This is a genomic window from Kitasatospora sp. MBT66 (assembly GCF_000710405.2).
In the GTDB taxonomy this organism is placed as follows: domain Bacteria; phylum Actinomycetota; class Actinomycetes; order Streptomycetales; family Streptomycetaceae; genus Kitasatospora; species Kitasatospora purpeofusca.
Map to the genome: position 1 here is coordinate 275,610 of NZ_JAIY01000004.1, position 21,208 is coordinate 296,817.

The 21,208-nt window shown below is 73.3% G+C and carries 10 protein-coding genes and 1 tRNA gene; 1 reads left to right on the forward strand and 10 read right to left on the reverse strand.

What is annotated here, in order from left to right:
• The 5 genes from BI06_RS50430 to BI06_RS07995 all read right to left on the reverse strand — a co-directional run.
• On the reverse strand, positions 1 to 192 hold a 192-nt coding region (locus BI06_RS50430; RefSeq protein WP_158516404.1), incomplete at its 3' end, for a hypothetical protein.
• Between the two features lie 7 nt (positions 193 to 199).
• A complete protein-coding gene (locus BI06_RS07980; RefSeq protein WP_051740466.1) occupies positions 200 to 8,119 on the reverse strand; it encodes a cytochrome P450 in 7,920 nt (2,639 codons plus the stop codon).
• Positions 8,116 to 9,615: an acyltransferase domain-containing protein gene (locus BI06_RS07985; protein ID WP_051740467.1), complete on the reverse strand. Its 1,500-nt coding sequence runs from the start codon at positions 9,613 to 9,615 to the stop codon at positions 8,116 to 8,118. The genes BI06_RS07980 and BI06_RS07985 overlap by 4 nt, the downstream gene beginning before the upstream one ends.
• Before the next feature lie 819 nt (positions 9,616 to 10,434).
• A complete protein-coding gene (locus tag BI06_RS07990; RefSeq protein WP_043466707.1) occupies positions 10,435 to 12,852 on the reverse strand; it encodes an FtsX-like permease family protein in 2,418 nt (805 codons plus the stop codon).
• On the reverse strand, positions 12,852 to 13,526 hold the full coding sequence (locus BI06_RS07995) for an ABC transporter ATP-binding protein (RefSeq protein ID WP_043466709.1): 675 nt from the start codon (positions 13,524 to 13,526) through the stop codon (positions 12,852 to 12,854). The genes BI06_RS07990 and BI06_RS07995 overlap by 1 nt, the downstream gene beginning before the upstream one ends.
• Before the next feature lie 445 nt (positions 13,527 to 13,971).
• On the opposite strand from BI06_RS07995, the gene BI06_RS08000 reads away from it, so the two are divergent.
• Positions 13,972 to 15,513 carry a protein kinase gene (locus BI06_RS08000; protein WP_149030311.1) on the forward strand — a complete coding sequence of 514 codons (1,542 nt, stop codon included), beginning with the start codon at positions 13,972 to 13,974 and terminating at the stop codon, positions 15,511 to 15,513.
• A 111-nt stretch (positions 15,514 to 15,624) separates the two neighbouring features.
• Here the strand turns inward: BI06_RS08000 and BI06_RS08005 are convergent.
• The 5 genes from BI06_RS08005 to BI06_RS08025 all read right to left on the reverse strand — a co-directional run bounded on the left by BI06_RS08005 (position 15,625) and on the right by BI06_RS08025 (position 21,006).
• Positions 15,625 to 15,698: transfer RNA gene (locus tag BI06_RS08005), tRNA-Thr, on the reverse strand.
• Positions 15,699 to 15,791: 93 nt separating this feature from the next.
• Positions 15,792 to 16,448 carry a leucine efflux protein LeuE gene (gene leuE / locus BI06_RS08010; RefSeq protein ID WP_043466711.1) on the reverse strand — a complete coding sequence of 219 codons (657 nt, stop codon included), beginning with the start codon at positions 16,446 to 16,448 and terminating at the stop codon, positions 15,792 to 15,794.
• Positions 16,449 to 16,505: 57 nt separating this feature from the next.
• Entirely contained in the window at positions 16,506 to 18,086 is a 1,581-nt protein-coding gene (locus BI06_RS08015; RefSeq protein WP_369826067.1) for an alpha/beta hydrolase, read from the reverse strand.
• Between the two features lie 263 nt (positions 18,087 to 18,349).
• Positions 18,350 to 19,534, reverse strand: a complete 1,185-nt coding sequence (locus tag BI06_RS08020) for a hypothetical protein (RefSeq protein WP_030392678.1) — start codon at positions 19,532 to 19,534, stop codon at positions 18,350 to 18,352.
• Between the two features lie 260 nt (positions 19,535 to 19,794).
• Positions 19,795 to 21,006: a DNA polymerase III subunit delta' gene (locus BI06_RS08025; RefSeq protein ID WP_043466717.1), complete on the reverse strand. Its 1,212-nt coding sequence runs from the start codon at positions 21,004 to 21,006 to the stop codon at positions 19,795 to 19,797.
• Positions 21,007 to 21,208 lie beyond the last annotated feature (202 nt).

Genomic DNA, 21,208 nt, shown 5'->3' on the forward strand with positions numbered 1-21,208 from the left:
GGTGGCCTCCCGGCCACCGACCACCGCGATCGAGCGCCCGCGCAGCCCGGGGGCGGCGCCCGGCGGGAGCGCGGCGGTCTCCACCGGCTCCCACACATGGCGCCGCACGGGGCGCACCGATCCGTCCTGCGGGTAGTCCACCACCGGCGGGGCGAGGGCCTCCGCGAGGGTGATCGGTTCCTTGAGTGTCATCGGCGTGTCATCGCTTCCTGGGCTCCACGACGAGGCGGATGCCGTCCACCGGGCGGAAGGACACCAGCGTGCCCAGCGTCAGCGGGTGGTCGGGGACCAGCCGCAGCCGGAAGCGCTGGGCCACCATGGCCAGCGTCAGGTGCGTCTGCACCAGCGCCATCTGGTTGCCGATGCACTTGCGCTGGCCCCCGCCGAACGGGAAGTAGGCGTACCGGGGCTGCTGGGCGCGGTTCTGCTCGGTGAAGCGCTCCGGGTCGAAGCGCTCCGGGTCCACCCAGTAGTCCGGGTGCCGGTGGGTGACGTACGGGACCATGAAGACGCTGCCGCCGGCCGGGACGTGCCAGCCGTTGACGTCGTCCTCCGCGACGGCGTCGCGCGGGTACACCCAGATCGGCGGGTGCAGCCGCAGCGTCTCGTCGGTGACCATCTTCGCGTACGGGAGCTTCGGCAGGTCCTCGATGGTGGGCGTGCGCCCGCCGAGCACCTGCTCGACCTCCTCGTGCAGCCGCTCCTGCGCCTCCGGGTCCTTGGCCAGCTCGTAGAGCGCCCAGGCCAGGCCGGTGCCGGTGGTCTCGTGGCCGGCCATGAAGACCGTCATGATCTCGTCCCGGACCTGCTGCCGGGTCCACTCGCCGCCGCTCTCGTCCCGGGCCTGGAGCAGCAGGCTGACCAGGTCGGTCAGCCCCTCGTGCCGGCCGTCCCGGTGCGCCTCGACGATGCCGTCCACCACGTCGTACATCACCTTGCGCGCCTGGCGGATGCGCCGGTTGTACGGGATCGGGACGAACTCGGGGGTCAGCTGGTTGAGGGTGCCGCGGAAGACCATGGCCTCGATGGAGGTGACCATCGCCGGCCCCACCCGGTCGCTGAGCGGGTGCAGGTCGGTGTCGAACATGACCTTGCCGAGGGCCCCCAGGGTGAGGTCCATCATCTCCGGCACCACGTCGAGGCCGGCCTTGTCGGACCCCGCCCGCTCCCAGCGGTCGAGCACCAGGGCGGTGGAGTCGGTCATGGTGGTCGCCATGTTGTCGATGGCGGTCTTGTGGAACAGCGGGTTCACCACCCGGCGGTGCTGCTTCCACTCCTCCCCGTCGAGGGTGAGCAGGCCCATCCCCATGAAGATCTTGAAAGCGTCGTAGCCCTTGCCACGGATGTAGTTCTGGTTGTTGTCCTGGAGGACGTACTTGATGTTGTCCGGGTGGTAGTTCAGGTGGACGGTGAAGTAGCCCAGCGGCAGCCGGACCATGTCCCCGTAGGCCCGGCTCAGTTCGGTGAACAGGGCGGGCGCGTTGCGCTGGAACTTGCGCAGGTTGCCGGGGACGGTCCGCAGTCCGCGCGGCCCCGGAGCGGGGCGCGCGAGCCGCGCGACGGCGGGCGCGGGGCGGCGCGCCGGGCGGCGCTCGGGCGCGGCGACGACCGTGGCCACCGCCGTACCCGGCTCCGGGGCCGGCTGCCCGCCGTTCTCCTTGCTCGCGGTCACGTCGGTGCCCGCCTTCCTGCTCGTGGCGTACTGGGGGTCCGTGGCCGCCGGCGTCGGCCCACCAGCCGCGCCGGCCTCAGCTTTTCCCATCGCCGTCACCACCTCGCTGGCCTCGGCGGGGGCCGCCACGGGGTCGGTCGGCCCGGGATCCGCCACCCCGGGATCGACCGGCTCGGGTTCCGCCCTACCGGTGCCGGCACCGGCTCCGACCGCCCGGGCGGCGGCCGCCTCGGCCATCTCCTCGGGAGTCACGAACTTCCCGGTGCTCCGGTCGAGATAGCCCATCAGCGTCCAGTCCAGGTCCTTCATCTGGATCAGGATCCGCCCGTCCGGACGGACGGCGACGAACCGGTTGCCGCTGCCCGCGTTCCGCCCGTCGGCCTCCGCCCCGGGCAGCACCGCGTACAGGTCGACCCGCCCGTACCTGGCCGCGACATGGCTGTCGCCGCCGTGCTCGTAGACGTCGATCCGGCCGATGCCCAGCGGGGCCGCGAGCGGGATCAGGTCACCGTCGACCAGGGCCAGCACCCCGGTCCTGGCCAGCCCGTCGAGCAGCACCACCGGGATCCCGAAGCTCCCGAAGACCCGGTGGTCCAGCGGCAGTTCGAGGTTGTAGGTGGCGCGCTTGCCGTCCGGGTGCAGCCGGGTGTCGGTGGTCGACACGAACAGGTCGGTCAGCAGCACCGGGGAGCCCGGGCTGTGGTACGGGTCCGGCACCGGCGTCTCCGCGGCGGGGTGCCAGGCCTTCCAGTGCGGCGCGTCCGGCAGGTCGCCCGCCAGCAGCACCCGCACCTCGAAGTGCAGCCGGTCCTTGACCAGCACGGTGCCGTTGGGCGCCACCACGTCGTGGGTGATCCGCACCGCCACCACGGCCTGGCCGAGGTCGGCCCGGCGCTCCACCAGCTCGGCCCGGATCCGCTTGCGCAGCCCGGCCCGGTCCGACTCGCGGACCTTGAGGAAGTGGTGGAAGCGCAGGTCCTCGAAGGCGTACACCTTTAGGTCCGGCACCAGCCAGGAGGCCGCCTCGAAGGCGATCTCGGTGACGAACGTCCCCGGCAGGGTGGGCGCGTCGCCGACCTTGTGGTGGCGCAGGTAGTCGTCCCGCTCCAGGTCGAAGACCCGCTCGAAGGTGACCGAGTCCGTGCCGCGCTCGACCACCTCGCCGAGGTAGAAGGGCAGCACCTCCGGCTCCACCGGTCCCGCCGCGGCCGGCCGCTCCGGGCGCACCGGCTCCTGCGGCACCGCCGAGTCCGAACCGCCCCGCGGCGCCCCCGGGTTGAGGAAGCCGGGCAGCAGCCGGTCGACCGCCCGCCGCTCCGCGTCACCGAGGTGCACGGTGTACGGCGAGGGCTTGGCCAGGTTGAGCTCGCGGACGAAGTGGTGCACGCCCTCCGCGGTGCTCATCGCGGAGTAGAGCCCGCTCTTCTCGAAGTACGCCTTGGTCAACTCGTTGGCGCCCAGGCCGACCTCGCCCCACAGGGTCCAGCCCACGGTGAACTCGTGGATGCCCTGCACCTGCTGGTGGTAGGTCGCCGCGGCCCCGAGGAAGTCGTTGCCCGAGGCGTAGTCGGCCTCGCCGACCTGGCCGGTCATGCCCAGCAGCGAACCGAAGTTGCACCAGGCGCGCGGCAGCCGGCCGCGCAGGGCGTGCTTGAGGTTGAAGTAGCCCAGCACCTTCAGGTCGCGGACCTGCCGGAACTCCGCCAGGCTCTTGGTCGCGATCGGCGCCGAACGGTTCAGCCCGGCCGCGTTGACCAGCAGGTCGATCCGCCCGGCCTCGGCGTGGATCCGGTCCATCGCGGCCGTCACCTGGTCGCGGTCGGTCACGTCGCAGGGCACGTAGTGCACCGCGCCCGCGCCGCTGTGCTCGGCGATCCGGCGCAGGTTGGCCCGGATCACCCGGGCCTGGCCGATCCGCTCGTACGCGCGGTTGAGCTGCGCGGGGTTGCGGCCGGTCCGCAGCGCCAGCTGCTTGCGGATGTAGTCCGCGCGGCCCTTGGCGAAGGCCTCGTCGTCCAGCTCCAGGTACTCGGCCGGGTGGGAGTCCACCGGGTTGCTGCCGAGCACGTACACCCGGGGCCGGAAGTGCCGGGCGACCTCGGCCAGCAGCTCGGCGGTGATGCCCCGCCCGCCGCCGACCGCGACCACGACGCTGTCCGGACCGAGCGTCGCCTCCCCCGGCGGCAGCAGCTCGCCGGGCTCCTCGGCGAGGGTGACGGTCAGCCGCCGCCCGCCGTCGTGGAAGGCCGAGGGGACGCCGCGCCGGAACGCCGACTCCCGCTCCGCCTGCGCGACCCCGGTGGCGGCCTCCCGCGTCCCGGTGATCAGCGCGTAGGTCAGGCAGTGCGGCGCGTACTCCAGGTGGATCACCTTGAACAGGCCCGTGAACATGCCCGTGAACGGGTGCGGGGTCCGGTCGGTCATCGCCCCGAGGAACAGCCCGACGCAGCTCGCGCCGCCGGCCTCGGCGGCCAGCGCCTCGTGCCGCTGCTGCACCGTCAGGAAAACCAGCTCGTGCAGGGCGCTCAACGCCTCCGCCTCCGCCGGACCGGCCGTGTCCGCGCCGGACAGGTCGGTGACCACCCGGATGTGCCGGATCAGCCGCCGCGGGTCCGCCTCGTCCAGCAGCCCCGCCAGCGCCTCGGCGTCCGGCACGTGCCGGACCCCGGGACCGCCCGGCACGGTGGACAGCACCAGGGTGCCGGCCGGCGCCCCGGCCGCCGTCACCGTCTCCGGCCGGTCGGTCAGGACGACGGTGGGCTCCGCGGGCCAGAACGGCAGCTCGGCGCGGACCGGCTCGCCGGGCGTCTCGGTCAGCCCGGGCACGTGCCGGCTCACCACCAGCGGGTGCCGGTCGTCGTACAGCCGCTCGTCGTAGAACGCGGACGGCACGTGGAGGTCGGCCTCCGGCACCGGCACGGCCGCCGACAGCGGGGCCGAGACCCGGACGCTGAGGTCGGGCGCGCCGTTCTCGCCGCGGCAGACCACCAGCGCGTCGCGCCCGGCCGGCTCCTCGGCCAGCACCTGCAGGATGCCGATCGCACCCTCGGCGCCCAGGTAGCAGACCTCCCGGCCGGGGCGGACGGCGCCGCACTCGACGGTCGGCACCGACGCCGCGGCCCGCGCCCCGTTCGGCTCCCCGGCCGACTCCGCCTCGGCGAGCGGGGTGTCCAGGTAGCCGAGCACCTCCAGCCCGGCCGCGGCGGCGGTCTCCTCCGTCACCAGGGCGAACAGGAAGGCGCCCTCGGCCAGCACGCTGCCCCCGTCGAGGGCCTCGTCCAGCAGCTGGCGCACCTCGTCGGTGCTGTTGCCGTTGATGCCGCCGACCAGCGCCATCGTCAGCTCGCCCTGCCGCAGGTAGCGGATGGCGACGTCGATCGCGCTCAAGGTCGAGGTGAACCCCGTGTCGACCGTCATGTTGAGGCCCTTGAGGTCGAAATAGTTGGCGACCCGGGCCGGGATCACGTTCGGCATCATGCCGGGGAAGGAGTCCTCGTTGGACGGCGGAACGAGCCGCCGCACCTCGGTCCTGAGCAGCTCCAGCGCCTCCGGCAGCCACGGCGCCGAGGCCAGCGAGGCATCGGCCTTCAGCGCGATGGTCAGGTCGTCCAGGTAGCAGCGCAGCGCGTAGAGCGTCGCGTTGCGGGTCGCCCCGAGGTGGCCGAGCACCACGCCGGTGGTCTCGCTGTTGTCCTCCCAGAACGCGCCCAGGCTGTCGCGCAGCCGGTGCGCGCACTTGAGGATCATCAGCTGGCAGCGGTCGATGCCCCGCATCATGCCGGGGGGCATCCGCACCTGCTTGAACGACGGCAGCGGGTAGGTGTCGCCGAAGGACACGTCCTCCGGACCGGTCCGGCCCAGCCAGGTGGCCAGCTCGTCGGCGGTCTCGGTGCCCGGCACGTGCGCGGTCCGGGCCACGACGGCGATCCGCTGCGGCTTCACCTGCTCGGTCCGCGCCGGCAGCGGGAGCCCGGACGGTGCCTTCGGCGCCGCGGGCGGCTCCTGCACGACCAGGTGGGCGTTGGTGCCGCCGAAGCCGAAGCCGGAGACGGCGGCCGTGCGGCGGCGGGCGCCGCGCGGCCAGGGCACCGCCTCGGTCGGCACGACCAGGTTGGAGCCGCCGATCGCGAAGTCCGCCGGGGTCTCGGTGAACCGGTGCTGCGGCGGGATCACATCGTGCCGGAAGCCCAGCACGACCTCGATCAGCGAGGCCACGCCGGCGGCCCAACCGGTGTGCCCGATCACCGACTTGTTGGAGGTGACGACCACCGGGGCGCGGCCCGGCTCGTGACCGCCCAGCGTCTCGCGCAGGGTGGTGAACTCCGCCAGGTCGCCCGCCGGGGTGCCGGTGGCGTGGGCGACGATCCAGTCCGGGCGCACGTCGTCCATGCCCGGCCGGTCCAGCGCGCGGCGGATCGCCAGCTTCTGGCCGGCCGCGCTCGGCGCGTAGATCGCCTTGCCCTTGCCGTCCGAGGACGAGCCGAAGCTGCGCAGGGTGGCCAGCACCCGGTCGCCGTCCCGGCGCGCCCGGCTGAGCCGCTTGAGCACGACGGTCGCGGCGCCGTCCGAGAACAGCACCCCGTCGCTGTCCTTGTCGAGCGAGCGGACCTCGCCGCTCACCGACAGGCCGTTGAGCTTGGCGAACAGGATCGACCCGCGCGGGCCCACGGCGAACGAGCCGCTGCAGACCGCGATGTCGTGCCGGCCCTCCAGCAGGCCCTTGAGGCCCAGGTCCACCGCGTAGAGCGAGGAGGAGCAGGCGGTGTCCACGAGCAGCAGCTCGGCGGAGTCCGGCAGCACGTCGCGCATCGCGTTGAGCCCGACCCGGTGCGGGAAGAAGTGCAGCGGCTCGGGGCCGCTGCGCGGGTAGTGCCCGGCCAGCCGCCGCTCGACGGTGGCCAGCGCGGCGGCGCGGTCCGCCCCGGACAGGCCGAGACCGTCCAGGATGGGCGCGATCCGGCCGAGCACACCGGCCCGGACGGTCGCCTCCTCCAGGTGCTGGCTGCCGTCGGCGGTGTAGCCGACCAGGAAGGAGCAGCGGTCCTCCGGGGTGTGCCGGACGCCCTCCATCGCCTGGAGCAGCGAGTGGCGCAGCCAGAGCGTGGTGGACTCCACCGCGTTCGGGTCGGTCCCCGCCTCGGCCAGCTCGCGGGCCAGCTGCGGGTGTGGCACGAAGTCGGTGATGAAGGCCGAGCGCTTGGAGTAGGTCTTGTCCTCGTCGCGCTTGTCGGAGGAGTGGAACTTGTCGTTGTCCCACCGGTCGGCGGGGATCTCGACGAAGCGGTCGGCGCCGTTCATGAGCTCGTGCCAGTACTCGTCGAGGTCGTTGGCGCCGGGCACCACGATGCCCATGCCGACGATGGCGATCTCGTCGTCCTCGTCGAACGCCTCCTCCTCGACCTCCGCCTGCGCGGCCACTGCGGCCACCGGGGCCGGGGCCACCGGGGCGGGCGTGGTGGGCACGGCCTGCACGACCGGTGCCTGACGCGAGGTCACCGCGGCCTGCACGGCGGCGGTGACGGGCGCGGTGACGGGGGCGGCCACGGGGGCGGCCACGGGGGCGACCGGCGCGTTCGCCGGGACCCCCACCGCCTTGTCCCGCTCCTCCGCCGACTCCCCGACCGGGACGGTCGGCGGCACCGGCTCCACCAGCGCGCGCGGCGGCGAGAGCAGCGCCTGCCCGGTGGACAGTCCGCCGTCCGCCAGGATCACCTGGCCGGTGATCCAGCTCGACCGCGGCGAGGCCAGGAAGGCCACCACCTCGGCCAGCTCCTCCGGGTGGCCGAGCCGCCCCATCGGAGTGGCCTCGATCGTCGCCCGCTGCATCCGCTCGGCGTCCGGGAAGAGGTCCACGACCTCGCTGTAGAGCATCCCGGCGGCGGCCGTGTTGACCCTGATCCCGTCCCGGGCGTAGTCGACGGCCAGGTAGCGGGTCATCGCCTCCACGGCGGCCTTGGCCGGCCCGCAGGCCAGGTAATTGGCCATGACGAACTGGCCGCCGCCCAGCGTGGAGAGGTTGACGATGCTGCCCCCGCCCCGCCGCGCCATCAGCGCGGCGGCGCGCTGGGCGCACGCGAGGCCGCCCTTGAGGTTGGTGTTGAGGGCCCGGTCGATCAGCTGGTCGGTGACCTCGCCGCCCGGCACCAGGGCACCGTTGGCGGCGTTGTTGACCAGGATGTCGAGGCCGCCGAAGCGCTCCTCGATCTCGTCGAACATCCGGTCCACCTGGCCCCGGACGGCGACCGAAGCCCGGATGACGTGCGCCTGGCCGCCGGCCCGCTCGATCTCCTCGGCGGTCTCCCGAGCGGGCCCGGGCGAGTGCAGGTGGTTGATGACGACGAGCGCGCCGTCGGCGGCGAGACGCTTGGCGATGACCTTGCCGACGTTCCGCGCCCCTCCGGTGACCAGGGCGATCTTTCCCCGCAGTTCCTGGGACACCTCGCTCACACCGATCCGCCCGAGGCGATGATCAGGTCAGCGATCTTGCCCAGGGTGTTGTAGGCGGCCGGACGCACGTCGGACGGCCGGGGCGGCAGCTCGTAGCGGTTGCCGACGCGCACCAGCAGCTCCGTCTGCTTCACCGAGTCGACGCCGAGCTCGGCCTCCAGGTCGGTGGCCTCCTCGAAGACCTCGGCCGGGTACTCCAGCGCCTCGGCGTAGATGTCGGCGAGCTGGCGGACCAGGGTGTCCCGGTCCACGGCCGCGACACTCCCGTTCGCGCTGCCGTTGAGGCTCCCGTTCGCACTGCCGTTCGCGCTGCCGTTCGCGCTGCCGTTGAGGCTCGCGCCGACGCTCGGCTCCTCCTCCTTCGCGCCCAGGTAGGTCAGGTAGGCCTCGCGGGCGAACGCCCGGACCTCGACACCCCGACCGTTCCAGAATGCCTCGAAGTCCTCGGCCGGCACGTCGGACAGCAGCGCCGCCCGCAGCTGGTCCGCCGAGGAGCCGCCCGCACCCGCGGCGACCGCACCCACCGAGGCCAGCCGGTCGAGCGCCTGCCGCAGCACGGCGGCGCCCCCCGCCTCCGGCAGCAGGGTCGGCACGGTGGTGACCGGCGACTCCACGATGCGGCCGGTGATCCGGCTCAGCGCGTCCAGAGCGCCGCTCTCGACGAACACCGACACCCCGGTGCCCGCCAGCTCGCGCACGGTGTCGCCGAAGCGCACCCGGGCGGTGAAGTGCCCGGCCAGCAGCTCGGTCAGCCGGTCCCCGTCCTCGTAGGCCCGGCCGATGATCGGCGAGTGCACGGTGGTCTCCAGCGGACGCTGGCGGATGTCCGCGATCCGCGCGGCGAACTTCTCCGCCGCCGGGCCGAGCAACGGGCTGTGGAAGGCGTACGGCGACTTGAGCCGGGCGAAGTCGATCTTCAGCACGGCGGCCAGCCGGCCGATCGTGTCCAGTGTCTCGGCCCGGCCGGACAGCACGGTCTGGCCGGCGTGGTTCTCCACCGCGATACCGGTCAGCGGGTCGCCGACCAGGTCGACGAGGCGCTGCGCCCGGTCGGCGTCGGTGCCGATGGCGGCCATGTAGGCGTCGCCCAGACCGGCCTCGCGCAGCGCGATGCTCCGGTGGCAGACGATCTCGGCGCCCTCGGCGGGCGTGAACGCGCCCGCCGCGACCAGCGCGGCGATCTCGCCGAGGCTGTGGCCGATCAGAACGTTCGGGCGCAGACCGCGGGCCCGCAGCACGGCGTAGGTGGCGGTGGACACCGCGTAGATGGCCAGCTGCAGCGCCTCCGGGGCCTCCCGGAGCAGCTGCTCGGTGTCCGGCGTCCGCGTCGCGAACAGCTGGTCCACCGCACGGTCGCCGAGCAGCGGACGGGCGGCGTCACCGATCTCGGCGAGGACCGGTCCGACCTCGGGGAACTCGTCCCGCAGGTCGGCGAGGGCACGGCCGTAGAACGCACCCTGCCCCGGAAAGAGGACGGCAATCGAAGTTTCAGGCATGACGCACACTTCCCCCATACTCATTTGCGTGATCAGCTGCACCGGCGGATCGCGCCGCATTTCCTTGACCGATGAGACCGTATTCATGCCCCAACACTCGAGAGAGGCGATTCCGGTTAATCTTCGGTTAACTCGCGAGCGCGATCGCAGCCGAATTCGATGCCTGCGGACATGGCATTGGCGACGCCATTGTCCGGAAATGCATCAGGAGGTCCGGCTCGGCGGCGCACCCCGACGGCGCGCGAAACAGCCGAGCAACTGGCCTGCAACAGAACGTCGTTGGAGTCCGTCGACCCCACACGACGTCAGGCGGTCGTCACCGCCCCAGCTGCTGCCCACCAGTCGAACAAGTGGAATGGCAGACTTCGCTTCCGCAATTGTCAGCCACTGCCACATTCACGTTCATCTTCCCCCGTACCGCTGCGTGCCGAAGCACACCGGCTCATACTCGTTTCACCCTAGGAATCTGCCTGACGACAAGTCAAGTACTTTCTTTCGCGACCGGTCGGTAACATTCCTGACCTGCACCGAAGCCACGTGCCGACTTCGTCACAACGCCAATTTCGCCAGGCCATGTCAAGTTGTGCGCCACGAAAAAGCGCGAAACAGAAACGCTTCTGCCGGTACTTCCGGAAGCGGTTCCCGAAGCCCCCCGACAACCTCCCCGACCCCCCGCCCAATCGACGCACACCCCGCCCACCCCCATGCGCCCCCACGCCGGTTCGTGCGCCCACCTCCCACGCCCCCACCAACGACCGCAGGGCCCGCGCTCCTGCAGCGCGGGCCCTGCGGTCACCGGTGGCGGACACCGTCCCCCGGCTACTCCCGGTGCAGGAACTCCGCCTTGACGCCCCGGCCGAGGGCGGGCAGCGCGCTCAGCCCCGCCAGCACCGCGCCGGTGAGCGCGATGGCGGCAACGGTGCCGAGCCCTCCCAGCGGGATCGCCCCCGAGGTCCCTCCCGCACGCCCGTAAGCACGGCCCACCAGAACGGCCAGCCCCAGGGCCAGCGTGATGCCGGTGCCGTACGGGATCAGCACCTGGAGCAGTTGAGCGCGCCGCATGGTCGGCAGCGGGACGCCGACCACGGCCTGCAGGGCCACCTCGCGGCGGCGTTCGACGGCGCGGTCGATCGAGCCGACCGCGATGGCCGCGCAGGAGATGGCCAGGACCAGGACGGTTCCGAGCGTGAGCAGGGCACGGAACAGCGGGAACTGGTACTGCGCTTCGAGCGCGATGTCCGGGACCGCGACGGTCAGACTCGGGTCGACCCGGGCGGCCGCCGCGTTGAGCGCCTCGAAGGTGGACCGCTCCCCGTCGGTGACGATCAGGTACGTCGTGGCGGGCAGGGACACGGCGGCCAGGCCCGGTGCGCCCGGCGGCAGCAGCATGTCGGCCGCGACCGGGGAACCGTCGCTCACCGCACCGCGGTCGGGGACCGCGAGGGTGCGGGTGGGCGCCGCCACCGTGACGGGCGCGCCGGCGGAAGCCGTCGGCGCCAGGGTGAGCGGCGCTCCGTCGCCGATCCCGGTCGGCTGTCCCGTCCCGGCAAGCCAGTACGCGGTCCCTTCCTCGCAGGACTGCGGCGCTTTCTTGATCACGGCCGACAGTTCGGCGCAACTGAGCACGACGGCGTTGTGGACACGCGGGGGTGCCTGGACCGTGCTGGCAGGCTCCCCCGTCGCCCCTTCCGGGACTCCCTGGGCCGGCGCCGTCGACATCATGGGCGCCATCGGCGTCTGGAGTCGGCGCACGGGGACCACCGACCGCACGCCGGGGACGTCCGCGAACGTGGCGGCCGCGAGCGGCGTACCGTCGGCGGTCCTGGCCGGCCCCTGGTAGACGCCGGAGGCCATGACCTGCACCCACGAGGTCGCGTCGGTCCGGGACTGGATCGACGCGAGCATCGACTGCCCGAAGGCCCCGGCGAAGACCAGCAGCACCAGCCCGGCGACCACCCGGGTGGCCGCCGCGGCCTCGACCTCCAGCCGCCGGGCGCCGAGCAGGACCGCGATCGACCGGGTCACCCGCCCGAGGAGCACACCGATGCTCCGGGCGATCAGCGGCGTCCCTGTCGCCAGACCGACGAACACCAGCAGCAGCCCGGCGGCCATGACGAGAAGCATCGACGTGTTCGGGTCGCCGCGCTCCGGCGGGGAGCTGACCGCCGCGTATCCGGTGACGGCGACACCGGCGACCAACGGTGCCAGCCGCCACAGGGAGAGTGCCTTGGGCAGGGCGTCGGCCCGTCCGGCCCTCGTGGCGGCGGTCACCCGCCGAACCGCGACCGCTCCCACCCCGACGGCGAGAACGGGAACTGCGACGACCAGTGCCGCGATCTGCCACAGCGGCGGCCGGAGGTCGGCGGAGTACCAGCCGTAGCCCGCGACGGTCCACCGCGAGGTGAACGGCAGCACCGCCTCGAAGATCGCCAGGCCTAGGAGTGCTCCCAGCGTCGCCACCACGGCGCTCTCCCCCGCGTTCACCACCTGCGCCTGACGCGGCGTCACCCCGAGCAGGCGGAGGGCGGCCAATCGCCGGTCCCTCGTAGCGGCGGACAGCCGGGCGCAGGAAGCCAGGAACAGCAGGACGGGTGTGAGCACGGCGATCACACCGACGATCAGCGTGATGGTGTTCTTGCGGGCGTCCGCCACGGCCCCGGCCTCGGCCACCACGGCCGGCCCGGTGGCCCCGTGCGCCTGCGGCCCGTAACCGACGGCCTGCTGCGAAGGCGCTCCCGGGGTGTCGGTGACACCGACATAGGCGAGCAGCTCGTCCGGCTGCAGCAGACCGTCGGCGGCGATCGTCCCGGTGACCCGGCCCGGCAGCCGGTCGCGCAGCGCCTGGTTCTCCGGCCGGTCGTAGAGCGCGCGCAGCGCCGGGGAGAGCGCCACTTCACCGGGGGACGGCAGACGCCCCAGCCCGGGCGGCGGGCCGGCGGCCGCCTCGGGCACCAGCTGGCGTTGCAGGGGTTGGCCGAACCAGCTGTCCGACACGCTCTCGCCGAGCAGACCGCACCCAGCCGCCGCCCGGTCCTCCGTGGCCGCGCAGATCACCGTGCGGGCGTCCGCCCGATCCGCACGGTGCTGCAGCATCCCCGGGACCGCGATCGACAGCAGCAGGACGACCACCCCGAGGGCCGTGCCACCGGCCATCAGGGCAACCCGGACCCAGCCCGAACGGCCGTATCCGCGCACCAGCCGGACACCCAGCATCAGGGGGTAGAAGCGGGCCCGCATCACACCCGCTCCTTCGTCCCGACCACTCGGCCGTTGCTCATGACGATCTCGCGGTCCGCACAGGCCGCGACCCGTGCCTCGTGCGTCACGACGACCACCGCCGCGCCCTGTTCCCTGGCGGCGGTCGTGAGCGCGGTCAGTACCCGCTCGCCGTTGACCGTGTCGAGCGCACCGGTGGGCTCGTCCGCGAAGACGACCTTGGGCCGGTGGATCAAGGCTCGCGCCACCGCGACTCGCTGAGCCTGCCCTCCGGAAATCTGGGCCGGCCGCTTCACGGCGAGGTCGGCGACCTCCAACCGCCCGAGCGCCTCCCCCGCCTGCCGCGCGGCCTCCTTCCGACTCGCTCCGGCCAGCCGCAACGGCAGCGCCACGTTCTCGAGCACGGACAGCTCGGGGATCAGCTCACCCAGCTGGAACACGAACCCGAAGTCCCGCCGCCGCAGCGAACTCCGGCCCGACTCGGACAGATTGTCGATCCGCTCCCCACCGAGGTGAACACTCCCACCCTCCGGCGCCAGGATCCCCGCCAGGCAGTGCAGCAACGTCGACTTCCCCGACCCGCTCGATCCGGTCACGGCCACCACCTCCCCGGGACCGACCGCGAACGACACCTCGTCCAACGCACGGGTCGTGCCAAAACTCAGGCACAGTTCTTCGGCTACCAGAAGATTCATTCCTGCCCTCCCGCATCCTCATGGATGCGGCGATCATCTCACCGGCCCGCACCACCACCCCGCCATTCACCAACTGGATCCATGAATTCCGGTAAAGGGCACCGAGCACCCGGGATCAGCCTCGACCCGGCACCACGGATCACCACTCACATAGGGCATCCCACCAGGTCGGAGCCACCCGGGCGGGCACCGGCGCAAGGACTACCCACCGATCAGGGAAACTCGGACACAAATGCCGAATTCCCATCCCCATTCACACGATCCGCCCGCTCCTCGAAGCGGCAAAGAAAAGAAACCAAGGCATTGATACGGCTTTGCGGATCCTCACAGCCGCCCTCGACTGCCACTGGAGCGCGACGGACGCCCCAGCTGGAGCCCGATAGAGTGCACGACCGGTAGAGCGCACCCGGAGCAACCGCGCTCCCGAGGCCGTGACGGGGTGGACATGCACGGAGCACAGCTCGACGATCGGTACCGCCTGGAATCAATCCTGGGCTCCGGCGGGATGGGCCAGGTCTGGCGGGCGTTCGACGAACGGGTCGGGCGCCCGGTGGCGGTGAAGCTGCTGACGGGTGCCGACCCGGCGTCCGCCAGCATCGAGCGGTTCGCCGCCGAGGCCAGGGCCGCCGGAAACCTCAGCAGCCCGCACATCGTGACCATTCACGACTTCGGCCGCACCGGACCCGAACAGGGCGGTGCGCCGTTCCTCGTCATGGAACTCCTCGAAGGGCAGTCCCTGGAAGGGATCATCACCCAGGGCGCGCTGCCACCGGTTGAGGACGCCCTCGACTGGACCCGGCAGGTGTGCGCCGGCCTCGCCACCGCCCACCGGGCCGGCCTCGTCCACCGGGACATCAAGCCCGCGAACGCCATGCTCCTGCCCGGCGGCACCGTCAAGATCCTCGACTTCGGGATCGCCAAGCACCTGTACGAGGACCACGCCCTCACCGGAACTGGCCACGCCATCGGTACGGCCGCCTTCATGGCGCCCGAACAAGCCCGGGGCGACCGGAACATCGGCCCTTCCGCCGACCTCTACGCCGTCGGATGCCTGCTCCACACCCTCCTGACCGGCCAACCACCCTTCACCGGAGCACCGCTGGCCGTCCTCCACCAGCACCTGACCCGCATACCCCCGGCCGCCAGCAGCCACCGCGCCTCCGTCCCTGCCGCGGTCGACGAACTCGTCCTCCAACTCCTGGCGAAGGAACCCGACGACCGGCCCGCCGACGCCGCCCAGGTCATCGAGACGATCGACGCCCTGCTCGCGATCCCCGCAACGCCGCGCCCGATGGCCGCCCCTGACCTCGCCTCGGCCCCGACCAGGACCGCCCAGTGGGCACAGCCCGCAACACCCCACCCGCCGACGGTCCTCGACGCACCACCGGAGCCCGAGCCAAAGGCCGTGCCGGCGAAGCCACGGACCGCGCGGAACACCGCCGTGGGCCGGAGCGCGCTGGCAGGTGCCGCGCTGATCGGACTTCAGCTGGTCGTCTTCGCCTCCTGGTCGGTGGGCTGGACGGTCCCCGTCGCCGTCGCCGCGGCCCTGCTCCTGACCCTCGGAATGAAGTTCGACGTGGCCACCGCCGAGGACGAGGACAGCCTGGGCGGCATCTTCGTCTCCATGGGCGTGACCGCGATCTCCTGCCTGCTGCTCCTGATCGTCTCGCCGATGCCCTGGTGGGGCGTGCTGATCCTCAGCTGGGTGATGTGCCCCGTCCTGCTGGGCCTGCAGAAGCCACTCGTTCGCGGACTCGGCCAAGCCTTCGCCCGGCACCGGGCCGAAGTCCAGACGGCGGTCAGCGCCGCACTGGTGAACGCCACCCTCGCCACCGGACTCCTCGCCGGCACCCAACTGCCGACCCTGATCACCGTTCTTCTCGGAGCCCTCACCTGGACAGCCACAGCCACCCTGCTGACCGTCCTGCTGCCCTCTCGCACGTCGACCGGATCCCGCTCCACCCGTCGGACCGGTGCGGGCGGATAGGGCTCGACAGTCGCTCCACACACCCCGGGTGATGGGGCACACCGAGTGCTCACACCCCGAGAAAAGGCAAAAGCCCCAGGTCACGGCGAGTGAGTCCTGGGGCTTCTACAGAGCCGCCTGCGGGATTCGAACCCGCGACCTACGCATTACGAGTGCGTTGCTCTGGCCAACTGAGCTAAGGCGGCACCGCTGCCGAAGTCTCGGCAACGCGGGCCAGTCTACACAGGTTCGCGGGTGATCCGTAACGCGGTGGGAAGCGGGTGGGGGCGGGGCCGGGGTCAGGCGGAGGAGACGGCGAGCTTGGCGGCGAAGCCGGCGAAGAGGGCGGCGACGCTGCCGGTGAGGGTGGCGGAGAGGCGCTTGCGGCGGCGGAAGGCGGTGGCGAGCGAGGTGCCCGCGAAGATCAGCACGGAGAGGTAGAGGACGCTGAAGCCCTGCAGGATCCCGCCGAGGAGGGTGAAGGAGAGCACCGGGCTGCCGTAGGAGGGGTCGACGAACTGGGTGAAGAAGGAGAGCAGGAAGAGGATCGCCTTGGGGTTCAGCAGGCTGATCACCAGGGCGCGGCGGAACGGGCGCTCGGTGGGCCCGGGGGCCTCGGCGGCGCCGTCGGCCGGCTCGTCGGAGGCCCGGTGCTCGCGCCACAGGCCGCGGGCTGCGCGCAGCATGCCGATGCCTATCCAGAGCAGGTAGGCGGCGCCGCCGAACTTCACCACGGCGAAGACGGCCGGGTTGGCCTTCAGCAGGGAGGCGGCGCCGAGCGAGGTCAGGCTGATGAGGGTGAAGTCGCCGACGAAGACGCCGGCGGCGGCCCGGTACCCGGTGCGGACGCCCTTGCGGGCGGCGACCGAGAGCACGTAGAGGGAGTTGGGGCCGGGGAGGAGGACGATGACGAGGGCGCCGAGGACGTAGGTCGTCAGGTCGTTGACTCCGAGCACGGTGGGCTCCGGGAGGGACGAGGAGGGGAGGGGGCGCCCATCGTAACGGGCACTCCCTCACCGTCCACAGGTCTTTCCGTTCTCGGGCGGCTCGCCGCCCAGCAGGAAGCGGTTGACCGCGCCGTCGAGGCAGGTGTCGTGCCGGCCGTACGCGGTGTGGCCGTCGCCGTCGTAGGTCAGCAGCCGCCCGGACTCCAGCTGCCCGGCCAGCGCCTGCGCCCACGCGTAGGGGGTGGCCGGGTCCCGGGTGGTGCCGACGACCACGATCGGGGCGGCTCCCGCGGCCCGGACGGTGTGGGGTGTGCCGGTCGGCCGGACCGACCAGTAGGTGCAGGTCAGCGCCATCCAGGCCATGTCGCGTCCGAACCTCGGCGAGGTCCGCTCGAAGTCCGGGACGGCACGGGCGGCGTCGTCGGGGCCTGCGAACGGCGCGGGCAGGTCGAGGCAGTTCACCGCCATGTTGGCGAACATCAGGTTGGGGTACGAGCCGTCCACCTCCCGCCCGTAGTAGTCGTCGGAGAGCCTGAGCAGGCCGGTGCCGTCGCCCGTCGCGGCCTCGGCGAGCGCGGTGCGCAGCCGGGGCCAGAGGAAGTCCGCGTACATGGCCTGGATGACGCCGGTGGTCGCCTGTGCCTCGCTGAGCCGGCGGGCGCCGTCGGTGGTCGTCAGCGGGTGGGCGTCGACCGCGGCGAACAGGGCGGTGAGCCGCTCGCCGGCCTGCTGCTCGGTCCGGCCGAGCGGGCAGTCCTCGCGGGCGGCGCAGTCCCGGGCGAAGGCCGCCCAGGCGGTCTCGAAGCCGCCCGCCTGGGTGCGGTTGCCGGTGAGGGAGTCGAGCGAGGGGTCCATCGCGCCGTCGAGCACCATCCGGCCGGTGCGGCCGGGGAACAGGCCCGCGTAGGTGGCGCCGAGGAAGGTGCCGTAGGACTTGCCGACGTAGTGGAGCCGTTCGTCGCCGAGCAGCGCGCGCAGCACGTCCAGGTCGCGGGCGGCCTCAACGGTGCTCAGGTGGCCGAGCCGGTCGCCGGAGCGCTGCCGGCAGCCCTCGGCGAACTCCTTGGCGGCGGTCACCAGGGCGTCGACCTCGGCCTGGTCGTCGGGGGTGATGTCGACGGCGGTGTAGGCGTCCATCCGTTCCCCGTCGAGGCAGGTGACGGGTGAACTGCGGCCGACCCCGCGCGGGTCGAGACCGACCAGGTCGTAGCGGGCGCGAACGCCGGCGTCGTAGGTGCGGGCCACGCCCTCGACGTACTCGACGGCCGAGCCGCCGGGGCCGCCCGGGTTGAGCAGCAGCGAGCCGAGCCGCTCGCCTGGGGCGGGCGTGTCACCGGCTCCGGCCGGAACGGCGGGGGCGCGGACGGCGGCCAGGGTGAGGTCGCCGGCCGCGGGACGGTCGTAGTCCAGCGGCACCCGGAAGGTGGTGCATTCGAAGCCGTCGTCGCAGGGCGTCCAGCCGAGCCGCTGCGCGTAGTAGGGGGCGAGCGCGGGCGGTACGTCGGCGGGCAGCGGCTCCAGCGGCGTGACGGCCGCGGCGCCCCCGGCCGCCCCCGCGAGGCCCGCCGGGGCGGCACCGGAGGAAACAGCACCGGAGGGGGCAGCAGCGGGCGACGCGCTGTCGGAGGGGGCAGCGAGTGTAGGCACGCCACCGGCCGAGCAGCCGCCCGCCACCAGACCGGCCGCGGCCGCCAGCGCGACCGCGGCCACCACACTCGTACGGCGCCCCCGCGACGCCCGAACCTGCACTGCCCGAACCTGCACTGCCCGCACCCACGCTGCCCGATCCCGCGATGACACGTCCTGCCGCCCGTCGGCCCGCATGTGGGATCCCTTCAGCCGTCCACACCCGTCGGCAGCCGCGCCGCCGCCCGGGGGTACCGGAAGCGTAGTGCCCGCACCGGGCCTGGTCAGGACGCCTTGCCGAGCGTCTCGCCCAGGTACTGGGCCGCCTGCCGGACCAGCCGCAGCCGGATCCGGTCCGCCGAGTAGTCGGTCGCGTTGTCGGAGATCCGCACCTCGGCGCGGGCGGCGGCGCCGGTGCCGCCGCGCAGTGCCGACTGGAGCTTGCGGGCGGCGTCCAGCCCGGCGGTGTCGGCCTTCCCGGCGGCGAGCAGCAACCTCGGGGTCCCGGCGGCGGGCGCCTCGGCGCCGGTCCGGGCGAGCGCGGCGGGGTCGTACCGGCCGGAGACGGCAGCCGCCGCACCGTACAGGTCGGGGCGCGCGAGGCCGGCCGCGGCCGCGCAGGGCGCGCCGTCCCCGACCCCGAGCGTGCCCCAGGCGGCCGGGCCGGGCGGCAGGGTGCGGAAGGTGGCCGCGATGGTGGTGCGCAGCGCCGCGTCGTCGGCGACGGCCATCGGGGCGGCGGCGACCAGCTCGCAGGGGTGCGCGGTGCCGTTCGGCGCCTCGGGGGCGACCAGGATGAACGGCTTGGACTTGGCGCTCTGCACGGCGGAGGCGAGGCCCTCGAACACGTCGGGGACCTCGGTGTCCGCGGTCTTCCGGGGGGTGGCGGCGTGCATCACGACGACCGGGAAGCGGGCGTTCGGGTCCTTCGCGTACTGGGCGGGCAGCCAGACCCGGACGTTGCGCGGGTGGCCGTCCGGGCCGGGGACGGCTGACTGGAGCAGTTCGCCGCCGCCCGGGTGGCCGACGCTGTCGAACCGGCTGACCACCGGCAGCGGGGAGGGCGTCGGCGTGCTCGCGGTGGTGCTGGGGGCCGCGGCGTCGACGGCCTCGACCGGCGGGGCGGCGGGCCGACCGGCGCCCGGCCCGTCGGCCCCGCCACCGGAACCGCCGAACCCGTTGCCCGCCTCGCTCCCCTCGAACCGGTCGGCGGCCGAACCGGTCCGCCCGGCGACCCCGCCGTCGAGGCTCCCGAAGGCGCCCAGCGCCGTCAGCAGCGTCAGCACGGTGACGCAGATCCCGCAGACCATCGCCCCGGCCGCCCGCACCAGCATCGGCCACTGGTCCCCGCTCAGTTCGTACGTCTCGGCGACCCGTAGGTCCCGCCAGCGCACCAGCGCGCCACGGGCCAACCAGACTCCTCCCCCGGCGACGGCGAGCAGGGGGACGAGCAGAAGCGAACGGACCATGGGACGCACCACCTCGGGGAGGGCCGGACGGGGCGGTCGGGCCCGGCACCGTACGGGACGCGACGGCCCCGGCGGCGGGGCGCAGTCGGCCCCCAGCGTGCAGGTCGGGCGGGACGTCCTACGACGGTGCGCCCGGCGCGTATCGCTCGTTCACTCGAACGTGGGACGCGGCACTGGCGCGGGAAGCCGAACCGGCCAGGCGCGGGAGGCCGTACCGGGCCGTCGCGGGAAGCCGTACCGCCCCCGGCGCGGCGCGGCGGTCAGCCCGCGCGCAGGGCCACCGTCATCGCCTCGACGGCCAGCAGCGGATCGACGTTGCGGTCCAGCGCCACCCGGCAGGCGAGGATCGCCTCGATCCGGCGCAGGGTGGACTCCGGCGGTCCGGCCTGGGCGACCCGGTCGAGCGCCTGCCGCTGGTCCTCGTTGGCGAGCGCGCCGGCCGAGCCGAGCTGGATCGCCAGCACGTCCCGGTAGAAGCCGAGCAGGTCCAGCAGGGCGACGCCGAGGGTCTCGCGGCGGGTGCGGGTGGCCCGGCTCTTCTGCCGCTTCTCGAGTTCCTTGACCGCGCCGGCCATGCCGCGCGGTGCCTTGCCGCCCTCGGCCGCGCCGTACACGGCCTTGAGGTCGTCGGTCTCCTTGCTGTCCTGGGTGTCGGCGAGCGCCTCGGCGTCGGCCTTGGCGGTGTCGACCAGGCGCTGGGCGGCGGCCAGGCAGCCGCCGATGTCACCGACCTCCAGCGGGATCCGCAGCACCTCGGCGCGCCGCGACCGGGCCTGGTCGTCGACGGCCAGCCGGCGCGAACGCTCGATGTCGCCCTGACCGGCCAGCGCGGCCAGCCGGGCGGTCGGCGGATCGACCCCGTCGCGCCGCACCAGCATGTCGGCGACCGCCTCGGCGGCCGGGGTGCGCAGCACCAGCAGCCGGCAGCGGGAGCGGATGGTCGGCAGCACGTCCTGCACGGAGGGGGCGCAGAGCAGCCAGACGGTGCGCGGGGAGGGCTCCTCCACGCCCTTGAGCAGCGCGTTGGCGGCAGCCTCGGTGAGCCGGTGGGCGGCGTCGACCAGGATCACCGACCAGCGGCCGCCGGTGGGGTAGCTGGAGGCGCGCAGCACGAGGTCTCGCATGTCGCCGACGCCGATGGACAGGCCGTCGGTGCGGACGTACTTCACGTCGGCGTGGCTGCCCGCGAGCACGGTGTGGCAGCCGTCGCAGAAGCCGCAGCCGGGGGTGCCGCCGAGCGCGAGGTCGGGACTGGTGCACTGGAGCGCGGCGGCGAAGGCCCGCGCGGCGGTGATCTGGCCGGCCCCGGGAGGTCCGGTGAACAGCCAGGCGTGCGTCATCAGCGAGGCGTTCGCACCGGACACCGGCTCGGCGCCCCGCCCGGCATCGACGATCGCCCCGGCCGCCCGGGCGGCGCCGGTCAGCTGCTCGACCACCCGCTCCTGGCCCACCAGGTCGTCCCAGACGGCCACTGCTGCTCCCACGCTCGGTACGGACCTGCCGCCCCCGCCCACACCGGCGACGGCGGGAGCCGGAGGCCGCCGGACGGACCCGTCCGGCCTTCGTCTCCCGCTTCCCGCCGTCGAGCATACGTGTCCGGTACGACGTCGCCCGGTGCTTCCGGACCGGCCCCACCGAGACCGGACCGGCCCCACCGGCACCGGGCCGGGCCTA